The 20461-nt window shown below is 62.9% G+C and carries 16 protein-coding genes, 1 tRNA gene and 1 pseudogene; 8 read left to right on the top strand and 10 right to left on the bottom strand.

Annotated elements, in window-relative coordinates:
• Positions 1–54: 54 nt before the first annotated feature.
• From RMQ73_RS09390 to RMQ73_RS09370, 5 genes are all read right to left on the bottom strand, one after another.
• Positions 55–2136 (bottom strand): penicillin acylase family protein, encoded by a 2082-nt coding sequence (locus RMQ73_RS09390; protein WP_310497928.1) that lies wholly within the window; start codon positions 2134–2136, stop codon positions 55–57.
• Between the two features lie 33 nt (positions 2137–2169).
• Complete coding sequence (locus tag RMQ73_RS09385; protein ID WP_310497926.1) at positions 2170–3444, bottom strand: amidohydrolase family protein; 1275 nt, start codon at positions 3442–3444, stop codon at positions 2170–2172.
• A 52-nt stretch (positions 3445–3496) separates the two neighbouring features.
• A complete protein-coding gene (locus tag RMQ73_RS09380) occupies positions 3497–4579 on the bottom strand; it encodes a glycosyltransferase family 1 protein (protein WP_310497925.1) in 1083 nt (360 codons plus the stop codon).
• Positions 4576–5562 (bottom strand): UDP-2,3-diacylglucosamine diphosphatase, encoded by a 987-nt coding sequence (locus tag RMQ73_RS09375; RefSeq protein ID WP_409049859.1) that lies wholly within the window; start codon positions 5560–5562, stop codon positions 4576–4578. The genes RMQ73_RS09380 and RMQ73_RS09375 overlap by 4 nt, the downstream gene beginning before the upstream one ends.
• A gap of 215 nt (positions 5563–5777) precedes the next feature.
• Positions 5778–5854, bottom strand: a tRNA-Pro gene (locus tag RMQ73_RS09370).
• Between the two features lie 150 nt (positions 5855–6004).
• On the opposite strand from RMQ73_RS09370, the gene RMQ73_RS09365 reads away from it, so the two are divergent.
• Positions 6005–6637: a hypothetical protein gene (locus RMQ73_RS09365; protein ID WP_310497924.1), complete on the top strand. Its 633-nt coding sequence runs from the start codon at positions 6005–6007 to the stop codon at positions 6635–6637.
• A gap of 3 nt (positions 6638–6640) precedes the next feature.
• Here the strand turns inward: RMQ73_RS09365 and RMQ73_RS09360 are convergent, their stop codons facing one another.
• Positions 6641–7942, bottom strand: a complete 1302-nt coding sequence (locus RMQ73_RS09360; RefSeq protein WP_310497923.1) for an FAD-dependent oxidoreductase — start codon at positions 7940–7942, stop codon at positions 6641–6643.
• A 52-nt stretch (positions 7943–7994) separates the two neighbouring features.
• A complete protein-coding gene (locus RMQ73_RS09355) occupies positions 7995–8591 on the bottom strand; it encodes a PEPxxWA-CTERM sorting domain-containing protein (protein ID WP_310497922.1) in 597 nt (198 codons plus the stop codon).
• 158 nt (positions 8592–8749) lie between these two features.
• Between RMQ73_RS09355 and lepA the strand changes: the two genes are divergently transcribed.
• Positions 8750–10558 carry a translation elongation factor 4 gene (gene lepA, locus RMQ73_RS09350; RefSeq protein ID WP_310497920.1) on the top strand — a complete coding sequence of 603 codons (1809 nt, stop codon included), beginning with the start codon at positions 8750–8752 and terminating at the stop codon, positions 10556–10558.
• A 71-nt stretch (positions 10559–10629) separates the two neighbouring features.
• Here lepA and RMQ73_RS14285 read toward each other — a convergent pair.
• Positions 10630–10731, bottom strand: a pseudogene (locus RMQ73_RS14285) (PEPxxWA-CTERM sorting domain-containing protein); the annotation flags it as partial.
• 623 nt (positions 10732–11354) lie between these two features.
• On the bottom strand, positions 11355–12527 hold the full coding sequence (locus RMQ73_RS09340; protein WP_310497917.1) for an acyl-CoA dehydrogenase family protein: 1173 nt from the start codon (positions 12525–12527) through the stop codon (positions 11355–11357).
• 86 nt (positions 12528–12613) lie between these two features.
• Between RMQ73_RS09340 and RMQ73_RS09335 the strand changes: the two genes are divergently transcribed.
• Positions 12614–14644, top strand: coding sequence for a S9 family peptidase (locus RMQ73_RS09335; protein ID WP_310497916.1), 2031 nt, complete (start codon positions 12614–12616; stop codon positions 14642–14644).
• A 51-nt stretch (positions 14645–14695) separates the two neighbouring features.
• Here RMQ73_RS09335 and msrA read toward each other — a convergent pair whose 3' ends face one another.
• Positions 14696–15238 (bottom strand): peptide-methionine (S)-S-oxide reductase MsrA, encoded by a 543-nt coding sequence (msrA, locus tag RMQ73_RS09330; RefSeq protein WP_310497915.1) that lies wholly within the window; start codon positions 15236–15238, stop codon positions 14696–14698.
• A 114-nt stretch (positions 15239–15352) separates the two neighbouring features.
• Here msrA and RMQ73_RS09325 point away from each other — a divergent pair, with 114 nt between their 5' ends.
• The 5 genes from RMQ73_RS09325 to glnA form a co-directional block, all read left to right on the top strand.
• Complete coding sequence (locus tag RMQ73_RS09325; protein ID WP_310497914.1) at positions 15353–16123, top strand: LuxR family transcriptional regulator; 771 nt, start codon at positions 15353–15355, stop codon at positions 16121–16123.
• 95 nt (positions 16124–16218) lie between these two features.
• On the top strand, positions 16219–17859 hold the full coding sequence (locus tag RMQ73_RS09320; RefSeq protein ID WP_310497913.1) for an MFS transporter: 1641 nt from the start codon (positions 16219–16221) through the stop codon (positions 17857–17859).
• Positions 17860–17870: 11 nt separating this feature from the next.
• The gene (locus tag RMQ73_RS09315) at positions 17871–18647 is read left to right on the top strand and encodes an SDR family oxidoreductase (protein ID WP_310497911.1); all 777 of its coding nucleotides are present in this window, start codon (positions 17871–17873) and stop codon (positions 18645–18647) included.
• 178 nt (positions 18648–18825) lie between these two features.
• Positions 18826–19164: a P-II family nitrogen regulator gene (locus RMQ73_RS09310; protein WP_310497910.1), complete on the top strand. Its 339-nt coding sequence runs from the start codon at positions 18826–18828 to the stop codon at positions 19162–19164.
• A gap of 42 nt (positions 19165–19206) precedes the next feature.
• Positions 19207–20461 (top strand): type I glutamate--ammonia ligase (glnA, locus tag RMQ73_RS09305; RefSeq protein ID WP_310497909.1); only part of this gene is annotated, 1255 nt, incomplete at its 3' end.

Genomic DNA, 20461 nt, shown 5'->3' with positions numbered 1-20461 from the left:
TTTCCGCAATGCCGGCTCCCGTACCCGCGAAATTCGCTGTCGATGCCATTGTTCCTAAGGTTTTGGGACCGCTTGCGAAAGACCGAAGTCGAAATCCACCGCCTTGAACCGCTGCGACACGAACAACGGTGACTGATCGGCATAGTGCGGCGACCCGGTGCGCGTGGTCGCGGCGCCGAACTGGTGGATGGTTTCGGAACGGACCGAGCCGACTGCCGGCCATTCGACCAGCATGACAAAGCCGTCGCCATTGTTGCCCACCCGCCGGCCGTCGGCAGCGATATCGCCATAAACCGCACGCAGCGCGTCGGGGCCGCCAATCACCGGCAGATCGATGGTGCCGCGCCGCAGCCGCTGGAAATCACCAAGCGGGACATCGAGCCGGCCGAAATTGTTCATCAGCAAGTCGGTGACTTCGCGCAGCTTCGGCTCGGCCGGCGGCAGGGGTTCGCCGCGATAGGACTGCCGCCCGACCGTGCCGAAGAGGGCGACAACCAAGGAGTCGGCAGGGCCATCGCCATCAAGCGTCCAATCCCAGGCACGGATCAACCGCTGCGCCGCCGCCATGCCTTGTGTCTTGCGCGTATCGACCGCCAGCACCTTGTCCAGCCAGGCCTTGGCTGTGCCGGTACGTTCATAGCCCTTGTCGAATTTGATGCGCAGCAGGGCGTCGCGGCTGATCGGGCCGTTGATGCCGGCAAACAGCGCGGCAAAGCGGTGCATGCGGTTGGTTTCAAAGGTCTCGATGCCAAGTTCGGGTGCGAAATCGGCGCGTTTCAGATTGTCGGCGGGCGCGGTCGCCACAAAAGGATGGTTGTTGCTGTTGGCGACCCAGCCCGAAGCCGGATCGACGACCATCGGATCGGCGCCCCACGGCAGGTACCGAGTCCAGAGTGTTTTTGATGTGTCGCCGGGCAGCACGCCCTTCCAGTCAAAGCCGGTTGCCCGCGCCGGAAACAGCGCGTTGTAGAACATGCCGATATGGCCCTTGGCATCGGCATAGACAAAATTGGTGCCGGGGATCGCCTGCATCGCCATGGCAGCGCGCCACTGGCCGAAATCCTGCGCCTTGTTCAGCCGGTAATACTGCTCCACCTGCCGCACGTCGCCGATGCCGGCATAACGGATGGCAAAGGCGCCTTGGTCGTTCACAATGACGGGGCCGTGCGCAGAGCGATAGACGGTACGCGGCACCGGCAGCACCAGCGGGCCGACCTTGACGCGCAGCCAGATGCGCTGGCTTTGCAGCGGCAGCCATTTGCCGTCAAAGCGGTATTTGGTGCCGCTGTCGTCCATCACCAATTTGTAGGTGTCGATCAAGTCGGGGCGGTTGACGGTGTTGGCCCAGCCCAGGTTGCGATTGTGGCCCAGCAGCGGGAACGGCGCGCCGGGAAACAGGGCGCCGGCAAAATCCCAGCCTTCATCGGAATGCACGACCAGTTCCCACCATGTCACCGGCCCTTCCCAAGGCTGGTGCGAGTTGACGATCAACCGTGTCGTGCCATCGTCGCTGCGCCGCGCCGAGACGGCAAAGGCATTGGAGCCGCGCTCGTCGGCCGGGCCGGCATCACGCGGCGGCAGCTTGCCCTCGATCAGAGCGCCAAGCGGCCGGTCCAGCCCGAAGAAGAACGGCGAGCGCATGGCAAAGCCAGCCACAACGTCATGGCCAGTGACCGGGAACAGCCCGCGCAGCCGCACTTCGCCGGGATGGCTGGCAGCATAATCGTTAAGGCCCTGGGCATAGGCTTCCACCAATCGCCGTGTGGGCATAGACAATGTGGTGTAGCGGCGGTCAGCGACAGCGCGGGCATCCAGCAACGCGCCGGCAAAATCGATCCGGGCGCCCTCCTCGCCAAGCAGTGCGCCGGCACGCCCACGTACCGCCGCAAGTGTTTCCTCGAGGTTGCGGAAATCATCCTGCGCATGGGCCAGCGCAATGCCATAGCCGACATCGGCATCGGTCTTCCCATAGATGTGCGGGACGCCCCAGGTGTCGCGTACGATGCGCACGTCATGGCGGCGTACCGGATCAGGGGCGGGCGCGGTGGCCGTCAGATTGTCCCAGCTTGCAAGCCCGACAAACAGGGCCGCAAGCACAAGGGCGGAGGCAGCAGAAATCTTGACCCAGCTGGGCATTGTTGTTCCAGTCATTGCGGATGGCACTGAGGCTCAGCGGGCGTCCTTGACGATCTGGCCGTCCTTGATGACTACGGCAATCTTGCGCAGAACCGTCACGTCGCCCAATGGATCGCCCGCCACCGCGATAATGTCGCCGAAATGGCCGGGTGACAGGCTGCCGACATCGCCGGCCTTGCCCAATGCCTGGCCGGCATTGACCGTGGCGGTCTGGATCGCCTGGAGCGGAGTCATTCCCCATTCGACCAGCTTGGCAAATTGCAGGGCATTGTCGCCGTGGGGATAGACGCCGGCATCGGTGCCGAACACCATCTTCACCCCGGCCTTGTGCGCAGCCTGGAAATTCTGACGCTGCTTGAGGCCGACCTCGCGCTCCTTGGCCAGATTTTCCTCCGGCACGCCGTTCCTGGCGCCTTCGGCAAGGATGTAATCGTCGTCATAGATATCCATCGAGAACCAGGCACCGGATTTCTTCGCCAGTTCAAAGCTGGTGGCATCGGCAAAGCTGGCGTGTTCGATGGTGTCCACGCCCGCACGAAGCGCGGTGTTGATGCCGCTCGTGCCATGCGCATGGGCGGCGACCTTCATGCCCAGCATATGCGCCTCGGCAACCAGCGCATCCATCTCGGCTTGTGTGTATTGCTGCGCGCCGACACTGGTGCCGGCAGAAAACACGCCGCCGGTGGCGCAGAACTTGATCACCTCGGCGCCGCGCCGGTGCAGTTCACGCACTTTGCTTCGGATGGCGTCGGGGCCATCTGCAATGCCGGGACGGGCAAATTCGAATTCGGCTGGATATTGGTTGGTATCGCAGTGGCCGCCGGTCGCGCCGATGGCATAGGTGGCCGGCACAATGCGCGGGCCGGGGATATAGCCGTTTTCGATTCCCTGTTTCAGCGCCAGATCGTCAAAGCCATCGGACCCGACGTTGCGTACGGTGGTGAAGCCGGCTTCGATGGTCACCTTGGCATGGGCGACGCCCATCACCGCCTGAAACGAGCGCACAAATCGCAAGGCCCGGTCGCCGCCCAGACGCGGATCGCTGGACAGATGCACATGCATGTCGATGAGGCCGGGCAGCAGCGTCAGGCCGGCCAGATCGAGGCCGCGCGCACCGGCAGGCGCGGGCGTGGTGGCAGCAGGGCCAGCAGCGGTGATGCGGCCATCGGTGATGACGATGCGCGGATTGTCGATAACGCGCCCGGTTTCCACGTCGAGCATCCGCGCCGCTGTCACCGCCAGCGTATCGGCCGCAGCAGGAATAGCCGCGCCGGCAAGACAAAGCGCCAGAAATCCGCGCAAAAACATGGTGATTCTCCCCTGAAATCTCAGGGGCACGCTAGGTCACTGGCCGGGTTCGTCAAGCGGCTTGCGGCACAGGGTTTTGCAGGGGCTCGGGCACAGGTACAGGCTGGGCGCCGGCCAGCGCCGCGAGAAACTGATCGCAGCTATGATCCCAGCTGAACAGCGCGCCTGCCTTGGCGCAGTCAACACGCCGCGCCGACAGCGCGTTCACCATCGCGGCGCCAAGATCATCATCAACCGCGCCTACCGGCGGGCCTGTGCCTGATGCGCCCCTGCCCTGCGGCCCGATGATGTCGAGCGGGCCGGCCACTGGATAGCCGGCGACCGGCGTGCCGCAGGCCAGAGCCTCGATCATCACCAGTCCAAAGGTATCGGTGCGGCTGGGAAACACCAGCACATCGGCGCCGGCATAGGTCGACGCCAGCGCATCGCCGTGGAGCGAGCCAAGGAAATGCGCGCCTGGAAAGCGGCTCTGCAACGCCTCAAGCGCTGGACCATCGCCGACGACCACCTTCGACCCATGCCAGTCAGCGGCCAGAAACGCCTCGATATTCTTTTCCACGGCCACGCGCCCGACATGCAGCGCAATCGGGCGCGGCAGATCGGCAAAGGCCGGATGCGCCGCGACATCGGCGCGAAACAACGCCAGATCAACACCGCGCGTCCACGGCTGGCACCGTGTCAGGCCGTGGCTGGCCAGTTCTGCGGCAAGGCGCGGCGTTGCCACCATCACCGCTGTTGCCGGGATATGGAACCGCCGCAGCACGCGCCAGACCGGCGCCGGATCAAGCCCGGTGCGCGCCGCGACATAATCGGGAAAGCGCGTGTGGAACGATGTCGTGAACGGAATGCCGCGTTTCATGCAGCAGGCACGCGCCAGCCAGCCCAGCGGGCCTTCGGTGGCGATGTGCACGGCATCGGGCGCAAAGCCGGTGATGGTGGCAGCCACACGGCGCCGGCTGGTCAGGGCCAGGCGGATTTCCGGATAGCTGGGCATCGGCACCGACCAGAACTGGTCGGGCGTGATGGTATGAACTCGGTGGCTACGCGCGCGCAGCAGGCCCACGATGGTGGTCAGCGTGCGGACAACGCCGTTGACCTGCGGCGACCAGGCGTCGGAGACGAGCAGGATTTTCATGCGGGAACTGCCTGTGCAAGGACTGGAGGCAATGGCGCGGCCATGACCTTGCCGGCACAGGGTGCGGCCACATCCATGCCCGCTGTGCGGGCGGCCACATCCATGCCCGCTGTGCGGGCGGCCCAATCGATGATTTCCATGCGGCCATCGGCATGTTCCACCAGCGCGGTGCAGCTCTCGACCCAGTCGCCGTCATTGTAATATTGGATGCCATCGAACTCGCGGATTTCGGCGGAATGGATATGGCCGCAAACGACGCCATCGACACCGCGTTCGCGCGCAGCATGGGCGACGACTTCCTCGAAATGGCCGATGAAGGCGACCGCGTTCTTCACCTTTTTCTTGATATGGGCCGAAATCGACCAATAGGGCAGGCCCAGCCGCCGCCGCGCCATGTTGAACCCGATGTTGAGCCGCAGCAGCGCCCGGTAGCCAAGGTCGCCCAGCAGCGCCAGCCAGCGATGGTACAGAACCACGCCGTCGAATTCATCGCCGTGCAGCACCAGCAGGCGGCGGCCATCGGCGGTTACGTGGATGGCTTCGTTCATGATTTCAACGCCGCCGAAATTCAGCCCGGCATAATCGCGCGCCGCCTCGTCATGGTTGCCGGGCACATAGACAACGCGGGTGCCCTTGGCCGCCAATTTCAGGATGCGGCGGATGATATCGTTGTGGCGCTCCGGCCAGTACCAGCCGCGCTTCAGCTTCCAGCCGTCAATGATGTCGCCAACGAGATACAGCGTCTCGGGCTTGATGCTGTGCAGGAAGTCATGGAGCAGCTCGGCATTGCAGCCCGATGTGCCCAGATGCGTATCACTGATCCAGACCGTGCGGTAACGGATCTTGCCGCTTCGTGTTTTTTCGTCGGGGGTCAGCTCGTCGTCATCCCGGTGCCACACCGGCATCTGCGGCGCGCGCAGCGGCGGCGGGGACGGATCACGAAACAGCAGCGGCACTGCGGGCGAAAGCGGGAGGGAAGCCATGGCCGGACCCTTTGCAACGGATGGTGTTATCCTGTTGCCCGGACCCCCTATATGTTCCGCATTACGGCGGCATTGCGGTTAAATGACATTTCAGCACATGCCTGACTGACACCGGCCGGCAAAAGGCGGCGCTGCCCTGCGGCACGCGCTTCTTGCAGCCAGATTTGATAGGTTATGGGGCCAGCGGGCCGGGACCCCGCTTGGCCAGTTCCACATGGTCGGGGCGAGAGGATTCGAACCTCCGGCCTCTGCCTCCCGAAGACAGCGCTCTACCAGGCTGAGCTACGCCCCGACGCGTGGAGAAGCGGCGCTATAGCCGGGGGCGGCAGGCAGCGCAACCGCGCATTGCGGCCTTTTCGCGGGGTCCGCGCAACATCATGTGGATTGTGGCCATGCTCTGTGGCAACACTCGGCACATCGTACGGCTCAGAAGGGCAAGGCGATGATCGAACGCAAGATCCGCACAGGCATGATGCTGGACTTCCCGATGCCGACATTCGGGGCTTATGCGGATACCGGCAATTTCCTCCAGCCCGTTCCGACCATCCGCTGCCATGTCTGGCGCGAGGGGACGTTTTCGACAACGCGCGGGGTCGGTGGCGGCATGTTGCACCGGCAGGGCCACCGCAATTTCGCCTGGCTGCCTTATCGCCCCGGCTGGACGACCTTTGCCTCGCTTGACGCCTGCGATATCCTGTCCGGGCCGTTTTCAGGCTGCCGGATGCTGCTGTGCGAGGTCAACGGCGTCCGCCAAGTCTATCACATCGGCACATGGAACGGGCCGGAAACGGACAAATCGCTGCGCGCCAAACGCGCCATGTTTGCCCATCTGGGTGATGCGTCCGTCACTTACGTCGCCGGGTTTTCGCCCTTTGCCAGTTACAACCCCATGCCCGACGGCCTGCCCGGCGAATCCGTCATCCCGCGCGTGCTGGGGCTTTTTACCGACGACGGCGACATGTTTTCCATCTTGATGCGCAAACAGTCCGGTGACGGCAACATGTTCCGTGTCGTCGATGTGCAGCCGGGCACGCCCATCGCCCTTGCCGACGCGCTGGCGTTCTTCAACGTCTGATCGTCAGCCCACCAGCCCGAGCATTTCGCTGACCGACACGATCTTTTCGCGCGGGGCGCCAGCGCGGGCGCGCGCCACTTCGGCGGCATCGATGCGCTGCCAGCCAGCAAAGCTGACCGGCGCCGCGCCGCGGCTGGCCAGCAGGGCGTCCAACGCCGCCGGGGCATCGCCGCCCCTGGATACCAGCCCGTCTGCCACCATCGCCTCGACAACACCGAAACCGTCCGGTCGGTTGGTGCCGATGGTGCCCGATGGCCCACGCCGCGCCCAGCCGCTGGCATACAGCCGATTGGCGATGCGCCCGGCGTCGTCGCCGGGAAAACGCCCCAGCGCGTCGGCATAGGGCACGCCGGGAATCTGGGCCGTGCGATAGCCGATGCAGGCAATCACCAGCCCGCAGGGAATGGCGTGCAATTCTCCAGTGCCGACCGCGCGGCCATCCTCAAGCCGTGTCGTTTCGACAATCAGGCGCTGCGCCCTGCCCGCCCCTTCGACCGCGACCGGGCGGCGGAAGAATTCGAAATGAATGGTCACCGGCTTGTCGCTGCGCGGCTGTTCGGCAAAGCCGCGCAGATGCGTGACCATCTTGCGGTGGCCGGGCTCCAGCGCCGCATCCGCTTCGACAGGCGGCAGGTCGCCCGACTTCAGCAAAGGCTGCGCGCGTTCGAGATGGCCAAGCTCGCCGGCTTCCTTGGTGGTGAAGCTGGCCTGGTGCGGCCCGCGCCGGCCGACGATATGAATGTCGCGCACCGCCGAGCGTTCCAGCGCGTGCAGCGCATGCTGGGCAATGTCGGACACGGCAAGTTCGGCGGTCGTCTTGGCCAGCACGCGGGCGCAATCGATGGCGACATTGCCATTGCCGATAATGGCGGCACCGTGATGATCCAGCGGAACTTGCAAATCGGCAAAATCGGGATGGCCGTTGTACCAGCCGACAAACGCCGCCGATCCGATGACGCCGGGCAGGTCGTCGCCCGGAATGCCGATGGGCTTGTCATGCGGCGCGCCCACTGACAGCACAACGGCGTCATAGATTCCAAGCAATTCATCCACCGACACATCGCGCCCGACCATGACATTGCCGACAAAGCGCACGCCCGCGCCCAGGTTGGTGGCTTCATAACGGCGCGTCACTGCCTTGATCGATTGGTGATCGGGCGCCACGCCGGCGCGGATCAGGCCATAAGGCGTCGGCAGCCGGTCGATGATATCGATGCGGGCGCCGCCGCCCCAATGCTTGAGGGCGGCTTCGGCGGTGTAGTAACCGGCCGGGCCGGCGCCAATGATGGCGATGTTGAGAGTCAAAGGGGCCTCCAAAACGAATGCCCCACGGCTAAAGCGTCACTGCAACCGCCGGTCAAGCTACTCCGGCTTTCAAGCGGCCAAGGACGCGGTGTCGCCGCATTGCGGTGCCTGTGAATCCAAAGCCGGTGATCAGCAGCGCCCAGCTCGCCGGCTCGGGGACGATCCCCAGCACCTCGACCCCCGAGCGGGAAATCCAGTTGCTGAATTCCGGGTCCAACCGATAATATTCGACGGAAGATTGAAAGCAATTGCAGTTTGCAGATGTAAACAAATATGATGGGCTTTGTACACCAAAAAAACCTTCGCCGGAGTCAAAGTCGAACAATAACTTGCTCCCGGTCGCCGAAAGGCTGGTGCCGTTCAGGACCACAGGTTCATATTCACTTGATTCGATACTGGGATGCCAACCGTAATTGGCGATGTCTCGTTCATCCAGACCCGAAAAAGTCAGCTTGAATTTGAGGATATTGGCCGCACCCAGAACCCCCAGCGTGCCATCGGTCGTCACTTCAAGTGCGCCAGTCGTGCAACAGCCACCATAGGTCCGTATTCCGCGGTAGATCGCCGCGTCAGCGGGCATGGCGCTCGCCAAAAGCGTCAGCGCCCCGGCACGCAATAATGCCATGCGGTTCACGGACATGATCATCATCCTCGAATTGGTTAACGACAGGTGAAGAATGGCACCATAATGCTGGCAAGTCACGCCGGGTTTTGCCAGCGCGTTTCGCTTGTCCCGCTGGGCCACCCCGCTGTCCGACCCGTATCGCCGCATTGCCCTTCCCGCCCCCTCTGCTACAGGCTCGGGCCATGACTGCAGACATCTCCCTCATCCGCAACTTCTCGATCATCGCGCACATCGATCACGGGAAATCCACGCTTGCCGACCGGCTGATCCAGACCACGGGCGGGCTCACCGCGCGGGAAATGTCGGAGCAGGTGCTCGACAACATGGATATCGAGAAAGAGCGCGGCATCACCATCAAGGCGCAGACAGTGCGGCTCGATTATCCGGCCAAGGACGGCAAGCGCTACATTCTCAACCTGATGGACACGCCGGGCCATGTCGATTTCGCCTATGAAGTGTCGCGCAGCCTTGCGGCCTGCGAGGGCGCACTGCTGGTGGTCGACGCGGCACAGGGTGTCGAGGCGCAGACGCTGGCCAATGTCTATCAGTCCATCGAGCATGACCATGTCATCGTGCCGGTCATCAACAAGATCGACCTGCCCGCCGCCGAGCCCGAGCGCGTCAAGAAGCAGATCGAGGATGTCATCGGGCTGAGCACCGATGACGCCGTGCTGACCAGCGCCAAATCGGGCATCGGCATCGAGGATCTGCTAGAAGCCATCGTCATTCAGATTCCGCCGCCAAAGGGCGATATCGACGCGCCGCTCAAATGCATGCTCGTCGACAGCTGGTATGACCCTTATCTCGGCGTCGTCATCCTGGTGCGCGTCATCGACGGCGTGCTGAAAAAGGGCCAGCAGATCGCCATGATGGCTGCCGGCACCACGCATCTGGTCGACCGGGTCGGCTGTTTCCGGCCCAAGATCGAAGTGCTGGATTCGCTTGGCCCCGGCGAGATCGGCTTCATTACGGCGCAGATCAAGGAAGTCGCACAGACCAATGTCGGCGACACCATCACCGATGCCAAGCGCCCGACTGCCGAAGCGTTGCCCGGCTTCAAGACCGTGCAACCGGTGGTGTTCTGCGGGCTGTTCCCCGTCGATGCCGCCGATTTCGAAAAACTGCGCGACAGCCTTGGCCGTTTGCGCTTGAACGATGCCAGTTTCAGTTTCGAGACCGAAAGCAGCGCCGCGCTGGGGTTCGGGTTTCGGTGCGGTTTTCTGGGCCTGCTGCATCTGGAGATCATCCAGGAACGGCTGACGCGGGAATATGATCTCGACCTGATCACCACGGCGCCATCTGTTGTTTACAAGATGCTGCTGCGCGATGGCCGCACGCTGGAATTGCACAACCCGTCCGACATGCCCGACCCGAGCACCATCGAATTGATCGAGGAGCCGTGGATCGAAGCGACGATCTTCACGCCCGACGAGCATCTCGGCAGCATCCTCAAGCTGTGCCAGGACCGGCGCGGCATCCAGAAGAACCTGACGTACGTGGGTGGCCGCGCGCAGGTCGTCTATGACCTGCCATTGAACGAAGTCGTCTTCGATTTCTATGATCGGCTGAAATCCATCAGCCGCGGCTATGCCTCGTTCGACTATCACCAGATTGGCCATAGCGAGGGTGATCTGGTGAAAATGTCGATCATGGTCAACGCCGAGCCGGTCGATGCGCTCAGCATGATCGTCCACCGCGATGCAGCCGAATCGCGCGGCCGCCACATGTGCGAGCGGATGAAGGACCTCATCCCGCGCCATTTGTTCAAGATCCCGATTCAGGCGGCCATCGGCGGCAAGGTCATCGCCCGCGAAACCATCGCGGCGATGCGCAAGGACGTGACGGCCAAATGCTATGGCGGCGACGCCAGCCGCAAGCGCAAGCTGCTCGACAAGCAGAAAGAAGGCAAGAAGCGCATGCGCCAATACGGCAACGTCGATATCCCGCAGGAAGCGTTCATAGCGGCGCTGCGGATGGGCGACGACAAGTAATCATCCGGCGGCGAGCCGGACAAAAAAAGGGCCCCGCCGGAGCGGAGCCCTTTTCAGAATGTGGTGACCGGTCAGGCCGCGACGGCGACCCGGCGGCGCATCACGCTGCCGACAGCGCCGAAGCCGACCATCATCAAGGCCCAGCTTGCCGGTTCCGGCACGGCACCCGACACAAGGCGGAAGGCAAAGTTCAGGCCCGGCTGGCCGTCGCAGCTGGCTTCCGGATTGGAGTACCGAATACCGCAGCTGTGATCGAGCACATAGGCCGAATAGGACGGAGGTCCGTCGTAGCCAGTGCCGGTCTGCAGGCTGAAGCTGTGCGAAACGGCCGTGGTCAGAAACTGGGAATCACCATAGCCATCCACGAACGAGCTGAAGTTGATGTTGGCAACGTTGCTGTCGATGGTCGAGATCGCATATTGCGCGGCGGTGCCGCCAAACAGCAAGGCGGCGGCTTGCTGGCCGGTGTAGACGGCAGGATTGGAGGTCCAAACCGGACCCTGGCCGACGTGCCAGCTGCCGACATAGACATAGGTTGCAGCCTGAGCCGCATTGGCGGATGCCAACGCAAACGTCGCCGACAGTAACAAAGTCTTAAGTTTCATGAACAAATCCCCCTGTGACAAGTAAATGTCTAAACTTGTTATGCAAGCATTACGCCAGTTCACAAGACAATTGTTTTCAATGCATTGTCATTTCGCGCCTTGCAGAAGTGTAAAGCCAGCCGACATTTTCGGTGTCCTCGCGGCAAGGGCGGCTCATCGCCTCACAGGGGATGCGGCAGGACAGATGGCCGTCAGCTATAGCCCAATTGCCGGCCCGCCAGATCGAGCATGATCTCCTCGCTGCCGCCGCCGATGGCATTGACCCGCACCTCGCGGTAGATGCGCTCGACCTTGCTGCCGGTAATATAGCTGGCGCCGCCCAGCACCTGTGCCGCCTCGCGCGCGACATGTTCGAGCATGCGGGTGGCCTGCACCTTGAGCATGGCGAAATCGGCCGGCACGCCATTGCCCTGCTTGACCTGCCAGGCACACAGATCAACCCAGGCTTGTGTCGTGTTGATCTGGCGCTGACAGTCCGCAAGCTTGATGCGGATCGACTGGTGCTGCGCCAGGCGTTTTCCGAACGTCTCGCGCGTCGTCGCCCATGCCACTGCTTCGGCAAGCGCGACCCGCGCCATGGCGCAGCAGCCATGCGCCATGCCCAGGCGCTCGCCGTTGAAATTGCGCATGATGCCAAGGAACCCACCATTTTCCGGGCCGATGAGGTTTTCCGGCGGCACTTCGACGTCCTGGAAATAAACCGCCGCCGTGTCCGAACAGCGCCAGCCCATCTTGTCGAGCCGGGTGCGTGTGACGCCCGGCCGGTCGGTTTCAATGAGCATCAGCGATATGCCGGCCATGCCCGGCCCGCCGGTACGCACCGCCACGGTGATGTAATCGGCACGCATCGCCGATGTGATGAACATCTTGGAGCCGTTAACAATATATTTGTTGCCGACCCGTTCCGCCCGGGTTTTCAACTGCGCCACGTCCGACCCGCCCGAAGGTTCCGTGATGGCCAGGCTGATGATCTTGTCGCCCGACAGCACTTCGGGCGCGATGCGGCGCTTCATTTCGTCCGATCCCATGGCCAGGATCGGCGGCAGGCCGATGCCATGCGTCATCAGGCTGGCACCCAGCCCGCCGGCGCCGGCTGCTGCCATTTCCTCGGACTGGGTCAGGCTGTGGAAAATGTCGAAGCCTTCGCTGTGCCCGCCATATTCTTCGGGGTAATTCAGCCCCAATATGCCGGCCTGCGCCGCTTTCTTGTGCAGGCTGCGCGGCAGTTCGCCGTCCGCTTCCCACTGGTCGATGTTGGGCAACACCTCGGCGGCCATGAAACGCCGCACGCTTTGCGCGACCGCCTCGTGGCTTTCGTCATAATATGGGGAACGGGCGCGCCATTGGTCGAATTGCGTGGTCATGGCCGGGCTTTCTGTACGCGGGAGTTGCGAGGCAGAATGGCGCGCTTATGGTCGAAGCGTCAGCCCTCACAAGAATCAGGACCGCCATGAAATCCGCGATTGTCGCACTGCTGCTCACCGCTGCCCCGGTCATGGCCGCCGCGCCCTTCGAACCGGCGGATCTTTACCGCCTGTCGATGGTCACCGACCCGCAGGTGTCGCCCGATGGCCGCCATGTGCTGTTCACCCGCGCCAGCTTCGACATCCAGACCGACAGGCGCCAGGGCGAGATCTGGCTGGCGACCCTCAATGGCAGCAGCGTGGACAAGCGCTTGCTCATCGGCGCGGCAGTCGGAGCCAGCGGTGCAACCTGGTCACCAGATGGCACGCGCATTGCCTATGTCGCAGCGTATCTCGGCAAGCCGCAGCTTTGGGTGATGAACGTCGCCAGCGGCATCGGCGCGCCTGTGACCAGTGGGAAACTGGCGCCGCAGGGGCTGGCTTGGTCACCAGATGGCACGCGCATTGCCTTTGCCGCGCGCGCTGAAGCCCCGGCGCCAGTGATTGCCGGCATGCCGAAAAAGCCGGACGGCGCCGTCTGGGCGGCCGATCCGCGCATCATCACGGACTATAGCTGGCGCACCAACGATGGCGGCTATGTCAAACCCGGCGCCGACCATCTGTTCGTGGCCGCGCTTGATGGCAGCGCGCCGGTACAATTGACGCAAGGTGCAGCCAACCAGATCAGCGGCGCGCCGGACTGGACGCCGGACGGCAAGGCGATTGTGTATGCGGCGCAGGTGCGGGCCGGCAATGACGCATTGTCGGGTGAAAGCGACCTGTATCGCATCGCAGCGGCAGGCGGCACCCCGCAGCGGCTGACCGATATCGACGGCGAGGAAGGCCAGCCGAAAATCTCCCCCGATGGCCACATGATCGCCTGGATCGGCGCGCCAAAGACCACGAAATTCTACAGCCAGCCCGGCCTGTGGGTGCGCGGCATCGATGGCGGGACACCGGTGCATGTGACAGCGGCGCTGGACCGCCCAGTGAACGACATGCGCTGGGCACCGGATGGCAAATCACTGGAATTTTTGTATTTCGACGCCGGCTTGACCAAGGTGGCCGCGCTGCCCGCCGGTGGAGGCCGCCCACGCGTCATGGTGGACAAGGTTGGCGGCACGCGGCTCTATTTGCCCTCGTCGGGCGGCGGCTGGTCGAGTGCGTCCGGCACCTACGCCTTTACCACCGCCGAGACCGACCGGCCGGCCGCACTGGGCATCATGCGCGGCGGCAAGCAGATCGCGACCATCGATTTCAACGCCGACTGGCGCGCCGGCAAGACCATCGGCAAGCTGGAACGCATAACCTGGGCCTCGCCCGTCGGCGGCCTGCCGATCGAAGGCTGGGTGCAATATCCGCCCGATTTCTCGCCGGACAGGAAATATCCCATCCTGCTCGATATCCATGGCGGGCCGAACACGGACTATGGCCCGTATTTTTCCATCACCCACCAGATTTATGCTGCCGCCGGCTATATCGTGCTGTGGAGCAACCCGCGCGGCTCCATCGGATACGGTGAACGCTTCGCCAATGGCATCACGCCGGAATATGGCGGAAGCTATCCGGGCGCCGACCATGATGACCTGATGGCCGGGGTGGACGAGATGCTGAAGCGCCCCTTTGTCGATGCCAAGGCGCAATTCATCTCCGGCGGCTCGGGCGGCGGCGTGCTGACCACCAACGCCATCGCGTTGACGGGCCGTTTCAGCGCCGCCGCCGCACTGCGCCCGGTCACGGATTGGTCGATCCAGGCGCTGACCAGCGATCTCCCGCCGCTGACCATGCAGAACTGGGTGCGCGGCAACCCATGGGACGACCACGAACTTTATTGGCGCCGATCAACCTTCAGCATGGTCGGCAAAGTCAACACGCCGACACTGCTGATTACCGGCGAGGCTGACTACCGCACGCCTATCGCGCAGACCGAAGCCTATTATCAGGCGCTGAAGGTACGCGGCGTGGATGCGATGATGGTGCGCCTGCCTGAAGCCAACCATGGCATGGGCCGGCCCAGCCAATGGCTGCAAAGCAATCTGGTCGTGGTGCAGTGGTTCGACAAATATCGGACAAAATAGGGGCGGCGCCCGTCACCCGGCTTGCGCCGGGTGACGACAGGGAAAGGCGCGCTACGCTGCCGGCCGCTTCAGCCTGGCAGCATAGCTTTTGCGGAACTTAGCCAGCTTCGGGGCCACCACGGCAGCGCAATAGCCGTTGGCGGTGCCGTTGCGCTCGAAATAGCGCTGGTGATAGGCCTCGGCGGGATACCATGGGGCATCAGCTTCGATACTGGTGACAATGGGTTTGTCCCAGACGGCCTGGTTGCGGGCAATTGCCGCATGCGCGGCGGCTTCCTGCTGGGGCGAATTCGGGAAGATCGCCGAGCGATACTGGGTGCCGGCATCGCCGCCCTGCCGATTCAAGGTCGTGGGATCGTGCGTGTGAAAGAAAATATCAAGAATTTCATTCAGGCTAATTGTTGATGGATCAAAAGAAATTCTGACGGCCTCAGCATGACCGGTGCGGCCGGTGCAAACAGCTTCATAGCTTGGATCGACAGCGAGGCCGCCGATATAACCGGATTCCACATCGGTAATGCCGATCAGTTCATTGAACACGGCTTCGGTGCACCAGAAACACCCGCCGGCAATTGTGACGATTTGCTGACTCATTGAATCCTCATTGTAAAACGTAAATCATTAAACTACGGTCATGATACGTGGGCTATAGTTTAGTGTGGAGTGTGTGTTTCTCATAGGCCCTGCGGCCCTGTGAGACACGCTGTCATGTGTGAGGCAGATTTGACTCAATTTTGCGACATTCAGGAATTCGTGGTCGGAATACGTTCCGCGCCATTGCTGACCGATGTCGGCGTGATCATGAAAGAGGCAACCCGCCGTTTTCGTTTCGATCATTTCGCCCTCGCACAGAAAACCCATCGCAGTGCCGGCAGTAGCAAAGCGGGCGTCGGCCCGCTGCGCTTGACCGACTTTCCCGAAGCATGGGTTGAAAAGCTCGCCAACAGCAATTTTCTTGCTGACGATCCGGTCCTGATGGCCTGCGAGCGATCAGTTGCGCCTTTTGCCTGGGACCAGATCGACTCCTTCATGCCGATGTCCGGCCGCCAGAGCAGCTATATGGCCACCGCCCGCCAGGCCGGACTTGGTCATGGCTATACTGTGCCGATCCATGTACCGGGCGAAGCCAGCGGCCTGTGCAGCTTTGTCATGCAGCAGGGCAACGACCTGCCCGAAGAATCGCTCCCGGCCGCGCAGTATCTGGCCTGTTTCGCGTTCGAAGCGGCGCGCCGCCTGCAGGTCGGCGAAACACAGGGCCGCACCACAACCAAGCTGACCCAGCGCCAACTGGACGTGCTTGTGTTGGCGGCACGCGGCAAGTCCAACTGGGTGTCCGGGCAGTTGCTTGGCCTCTCCGAAGGCACCGTCCACAAATACATCGAGGCGGCCAAGCGCCGATATGGTGTCTCCACGCGCACCGAACTGGTGGTGCGGGCGCTGTACGACGGCCAGCTCAGTTTCGGCGACATCATTGGTTGAAACCGACCGCTCACAAGTGTTTGGCTGACAGGCGGCAAAGGCGCTGCTAACCCTTGGGTGCACAGGGCCATCAGACGCCCCGGCAAAGGGGACGGATGAGCCAGTCGCAGCCCGAAGATCAACCGGCCAACGCCGTTCCTGTGTCCGATGACATGCCGCCAGTGGGCGGCGCCTATGCCAAATATGTGCTTGGAGTCCTTGTTCTCGTTTATGCGATGAACTTCATCGACCGGCAGATCATCTCGATCCTGGCAGAGGACATCAAACGCGATCTCGGCCTGTCCGATGCCGATCTCGGCTTCCTGTATGGCACGGCGTTTGCTGTTTTCTATGCCCTGTTCGGCATTCCGCTCGGCCGGCTGGCCGACAATTGGGTGCGCACCCGCCTGCTGAGCCTGGGCCTGTTCGTCTGGTCGGCCATGACCGCGCTGTCTGGCCTTGCCGGCAGTTTCACGCAGCTTTCGGCAGCGCGCATCGGTGTCGGCGTCGGCGAGGCTTCGGCCAGCCCATCGGCCTTTTCGATGCTGTCGGACTGGTTCCCCAAGGAACGCCGGGCGACCGCGCTCGCCGTCTATTCTTCCGGGCTTTATATCGGCGGCGGCGTATCGCTGTTCATCGGCGCCGTGGTGGTCAAGGCTTGGAACGCCGCCTATCCGGTGGCGGGTCCACTGGGCCTGGTTGGCTGGCAGGCCGCGTTCCTCGCCGTTGGCCTGCCCGGCATGGTCATGGCTCTGTGGATCGCCACCCTCAAGGAGCCGACGCGCGGCCGGGCCGAGGGCCTGCCCGAACCGCCGAAACTGGCCGGCACGGAAGTTTTCCGCCGCTTCATCGCCGATTTCATCAGCGTCATCCCGCCATTCACACTCATCAATCTGGCGCGGATCGACGGGCGGGCGCTTGGTTTGAACCTGGCCGCTGCCGCTGGCTTCATCGCGCTGGCTACCTTGCTCATCCGGGCCACCGGCGATGTGCCGCAATGGGTTGCGATCTGCCTCGGCGGCTATGCGGTCACCAGCTGGTCGCAGTCGCTGCGCCATCATGACAAACCGACCTGGAGCCTGATCTGGGGCACGCCGACCTTCATCCTGGCGCTGGTGGGCTTTGGCAGCATCTCCTTTGCCGGCTATTCCATCGGCTTCTGGGCGCTGCCCTATGCGATCCGCACATTTGTCGTGCCGATGACGGCGGCCGGCGGCGTGCTGCCCTGGTACGCCCATACCGAGATCGTCGCGCTGCTGCTCGGCGGCTGGGGCGCGGCCGGCGGCTTTCTGGGCGTTGTATTGGGCGGCTGGGTTTCCGACTGGGTAAAAAAGCGCAACCCGGCCGGACGCATCCTTGTCGCCAGCCTTGCGACATTGGTGCCGGCACCGTTCCTGGTCATGATGTTCACGACGGATTCGCTGGCCAGCTTCCTGCTGTTCAACCTGCCGGTAGGCTTGTTCGGCAGCATCTATGTCGGCATCGCGGCTGCCACGACGCAAGATCTGGTGCTGCCACGCATGCGCGGCGCGGCCACGGCCACATACTTCATCGGCACGACGCTGCTGGGGCTGGGTCTTGGGCCTTATTTCACCGGCGCCGTGTCCAAGGCCAGCGGCAGCCTTGGCACCGGCGTGCTGGCGCTGCTGCTCATGGCACCGCTGACGCTGACGTGCCTGTATTTTGTCTATCGCAAGCTGCCCGCCGCCGAATCCTCGCGCATCCAGCGTGCGCGCGACGCCGGCGAGCCCATCTGACGGAGAATGACATGAAGATCGAAGACTTGTTCAGCGTGCGCGGCAAGGTCGCGGTGGTCACGGGCGGCAGCCGCGGCATCGGCGAGATGATCGCCCGCGCACTGGTGGAAAATGGCGCGCGCGTCATCATCACGGCGCGCAATGCCGCCGTCTGCGATGGCCTGGCCGCCGAATTGTCCAAGTCCGGCGAATGCGTGTCGATCCCCGCCGACCTGTCGAAGATGGACGAGATCGCCCGTTTTGCCGCCGCCGTCGCCGCAGCCGAGCCCAAGGTCGATATCCTGTTCAATAATGCGGGTGCCAGTTGGGGCGCCGGCATCGATGATTTTCCCGAAAGCGGCTGGGACAAGGTCATGGATTTGAACGTCAAGTCGATCTTTTTCCTGACACAAAAACTGCTGCCCCATCTGGAAGCGGCCGGCACTGCGGAACACCACGCCAGGGTCATCAACATCGGCTCGATCGACGGCCAGCATGTCTCCGACCTGGAAACCTACAGCTATGCCGCGTCCAAGGCCGGCGTGCTGCACCTTACCCGCATGATGGCCAAGTTCCTTGCCAAGCGGCACATTGCCGTCAATGCCATCGCGCCGGGCTTTTTCCCGTCCAAGATGACCGCCGCCATCGATACCGAGTTCCAAGAGGCGTTCCGCGCCGCCACGCCGATGCAGCGCTGGGGCAACACCGATGACATGGCCGGAGTCGCACTGTTCCTCTCAAGCCGGGCCAGCGCCTATCTTTGCGGTGCCGTCATCACCGTCGATGGCGGCTACGCAACGACGGTGTAACGGGGAATTTATGGGGCTATTTGCCCCATTTTCGGGCAAATGCATGCGCGTTAGGCATGGCAACGTGCCAAATCAGGCAGCAAGGCTTGCCATTGACCATGGATTCGCGCCAGAAACGCAGCTTCACCGACCATGGCACGAACCTTGCTTGTCGGCTTGCAATATCCGGGGGTCCGCAGTGAAGAAGATTGAAGCCGTCATCAAGCCATTCAAGCTGGATGAGGTGAAGGAAGCCCTTCACGAAGTGGGTGTGTCCGGCATCACCGTGACCGAGGCCAAGGGCTTTGGCCGCCAAAAGGGGCACACCGAACTGTATCGCGGCGCCGAGTATATCGTCGACTTCCTGCCCAAGGTCCGCCTTGAGGTGGTTGTCAATGACGATCAGGTCGAACGGGTCATCGAAGCCATTGCCAGCGCCGCCCGCACGGGCCGGATCGGCGACGGCAAGATTTTTGTTTCCCCGGTCGAAAGCGCCGTGCGCATCCGCACTGGCGAGCGCGATTCCGACGCAATCTGACGCTTATTCCATCCACGCCACCAAAAAGGGACTGACACCAAAATGGCCACCACCGCTGCCGGCGTCCTTGCGATGATCAAGGACAAGGAGATCGAATGGGCCGATCCGCGTTTCACCGATCCCAAGGGCAAGTGGCAGCACCTGACCATGGTGGCCAGCGTTGTCGATGAAGACATGCTCAGCGATGGCTTCATGTTCGATGGCTCGTCGATCGAAGGCTGGAAGGCCATCAACGAGAGCGACATGATCCTCATGCCCGATCTCGATGCGACCTACATCGATCCGTTCTCTGCGACGCCGATGCTGATCCTGGTGTGCGATATCGTCGAACCCTCCACCGGCCAACTCTACAGCCGCGATCCGCGTTCGACCGCCAAGCGCGGTGAAGCCTATCTCAAGTCCACCGGCATCGGTGACACCATCTACATCGGCCCCGAAGCCGAATTTTTCGTTTTCGACGATGTGCGCTTTGGCCTCGGCTACAACGAAGGCTTCTTCCACCTCGACGACATCGAATTGCCGACCAACAGCGGCACCAAGTACGAAACCGGCAACATGGGCCATCGCCCGCGTGCCAAGGGCGGTTACTTCCCGGTCGCCCCCGTCGACAGCTGCGTCGACCTGCGCGGCGAAATGGTCGCCACGATGCTCGAAATGGGCCTGCCCTGCGACAAGCACCATCACGAAGTCGCCAGCGCCCAGCACGAACTGGGCCTCACTTACGGCACGCTGGTCACGACCGCCGACCGCATGCAGGTGTACAAATATGTCGTCCATCAGGTCGCCCATGCCTATGGCAAGACCGCGACGTTCATGCCCAAGCCGATCAAGGACGACAATGGCAGCGGCATGCACACGCATTTGTCGATCTGGAACGGCAGCACGCCGCTGTTCGCCGGCGACGGCTATGCCGGCTTGTCGGAAATGGCGCTGTTCTTCATCGGCGGCATCATCAAGCATGCCAAGGCCTGCAACGCCTTCACCAACCCATCGACCAACAGCTACAAGCGCTTGGTCCCCGGTTTCGAAGCGCCGGTGCTGCTGGCCTATTCCAGCCGCAACCGTTCCGCCTCGTGCCGCATCCCCTATGGCAGCGGCGGCAAGGCCAAGCGCGTCGAAGTGCGCTTCCCCGACGCCATGGCCAACCCGTACCTGTGCTACACTGCGCTGCTGATGGCGGGCCTTGATGGCATCGAAAACCGCATCCACCCCGGCGCGCCGATGGACAAGAACCTGTATGACCTGCCGCCGCGCGAACTGAAGAAGGTGCCGACGGTGTGCGCGTCCTTGCGTGAAG

This window comes from Sandarakinorhabdus sp., assembly GCF_031430775.1.
In the GTDB taxonomy this organism is placed as follows: Bacteria; Pseudomonadota; Alphaproteobacteria; order Sphingomonadales; family Sphingomonadaceae; genus Sandarakinorhabdus.
This window is presented reverse-complemented; position numbering and strand designations above follow the sequence as displayed.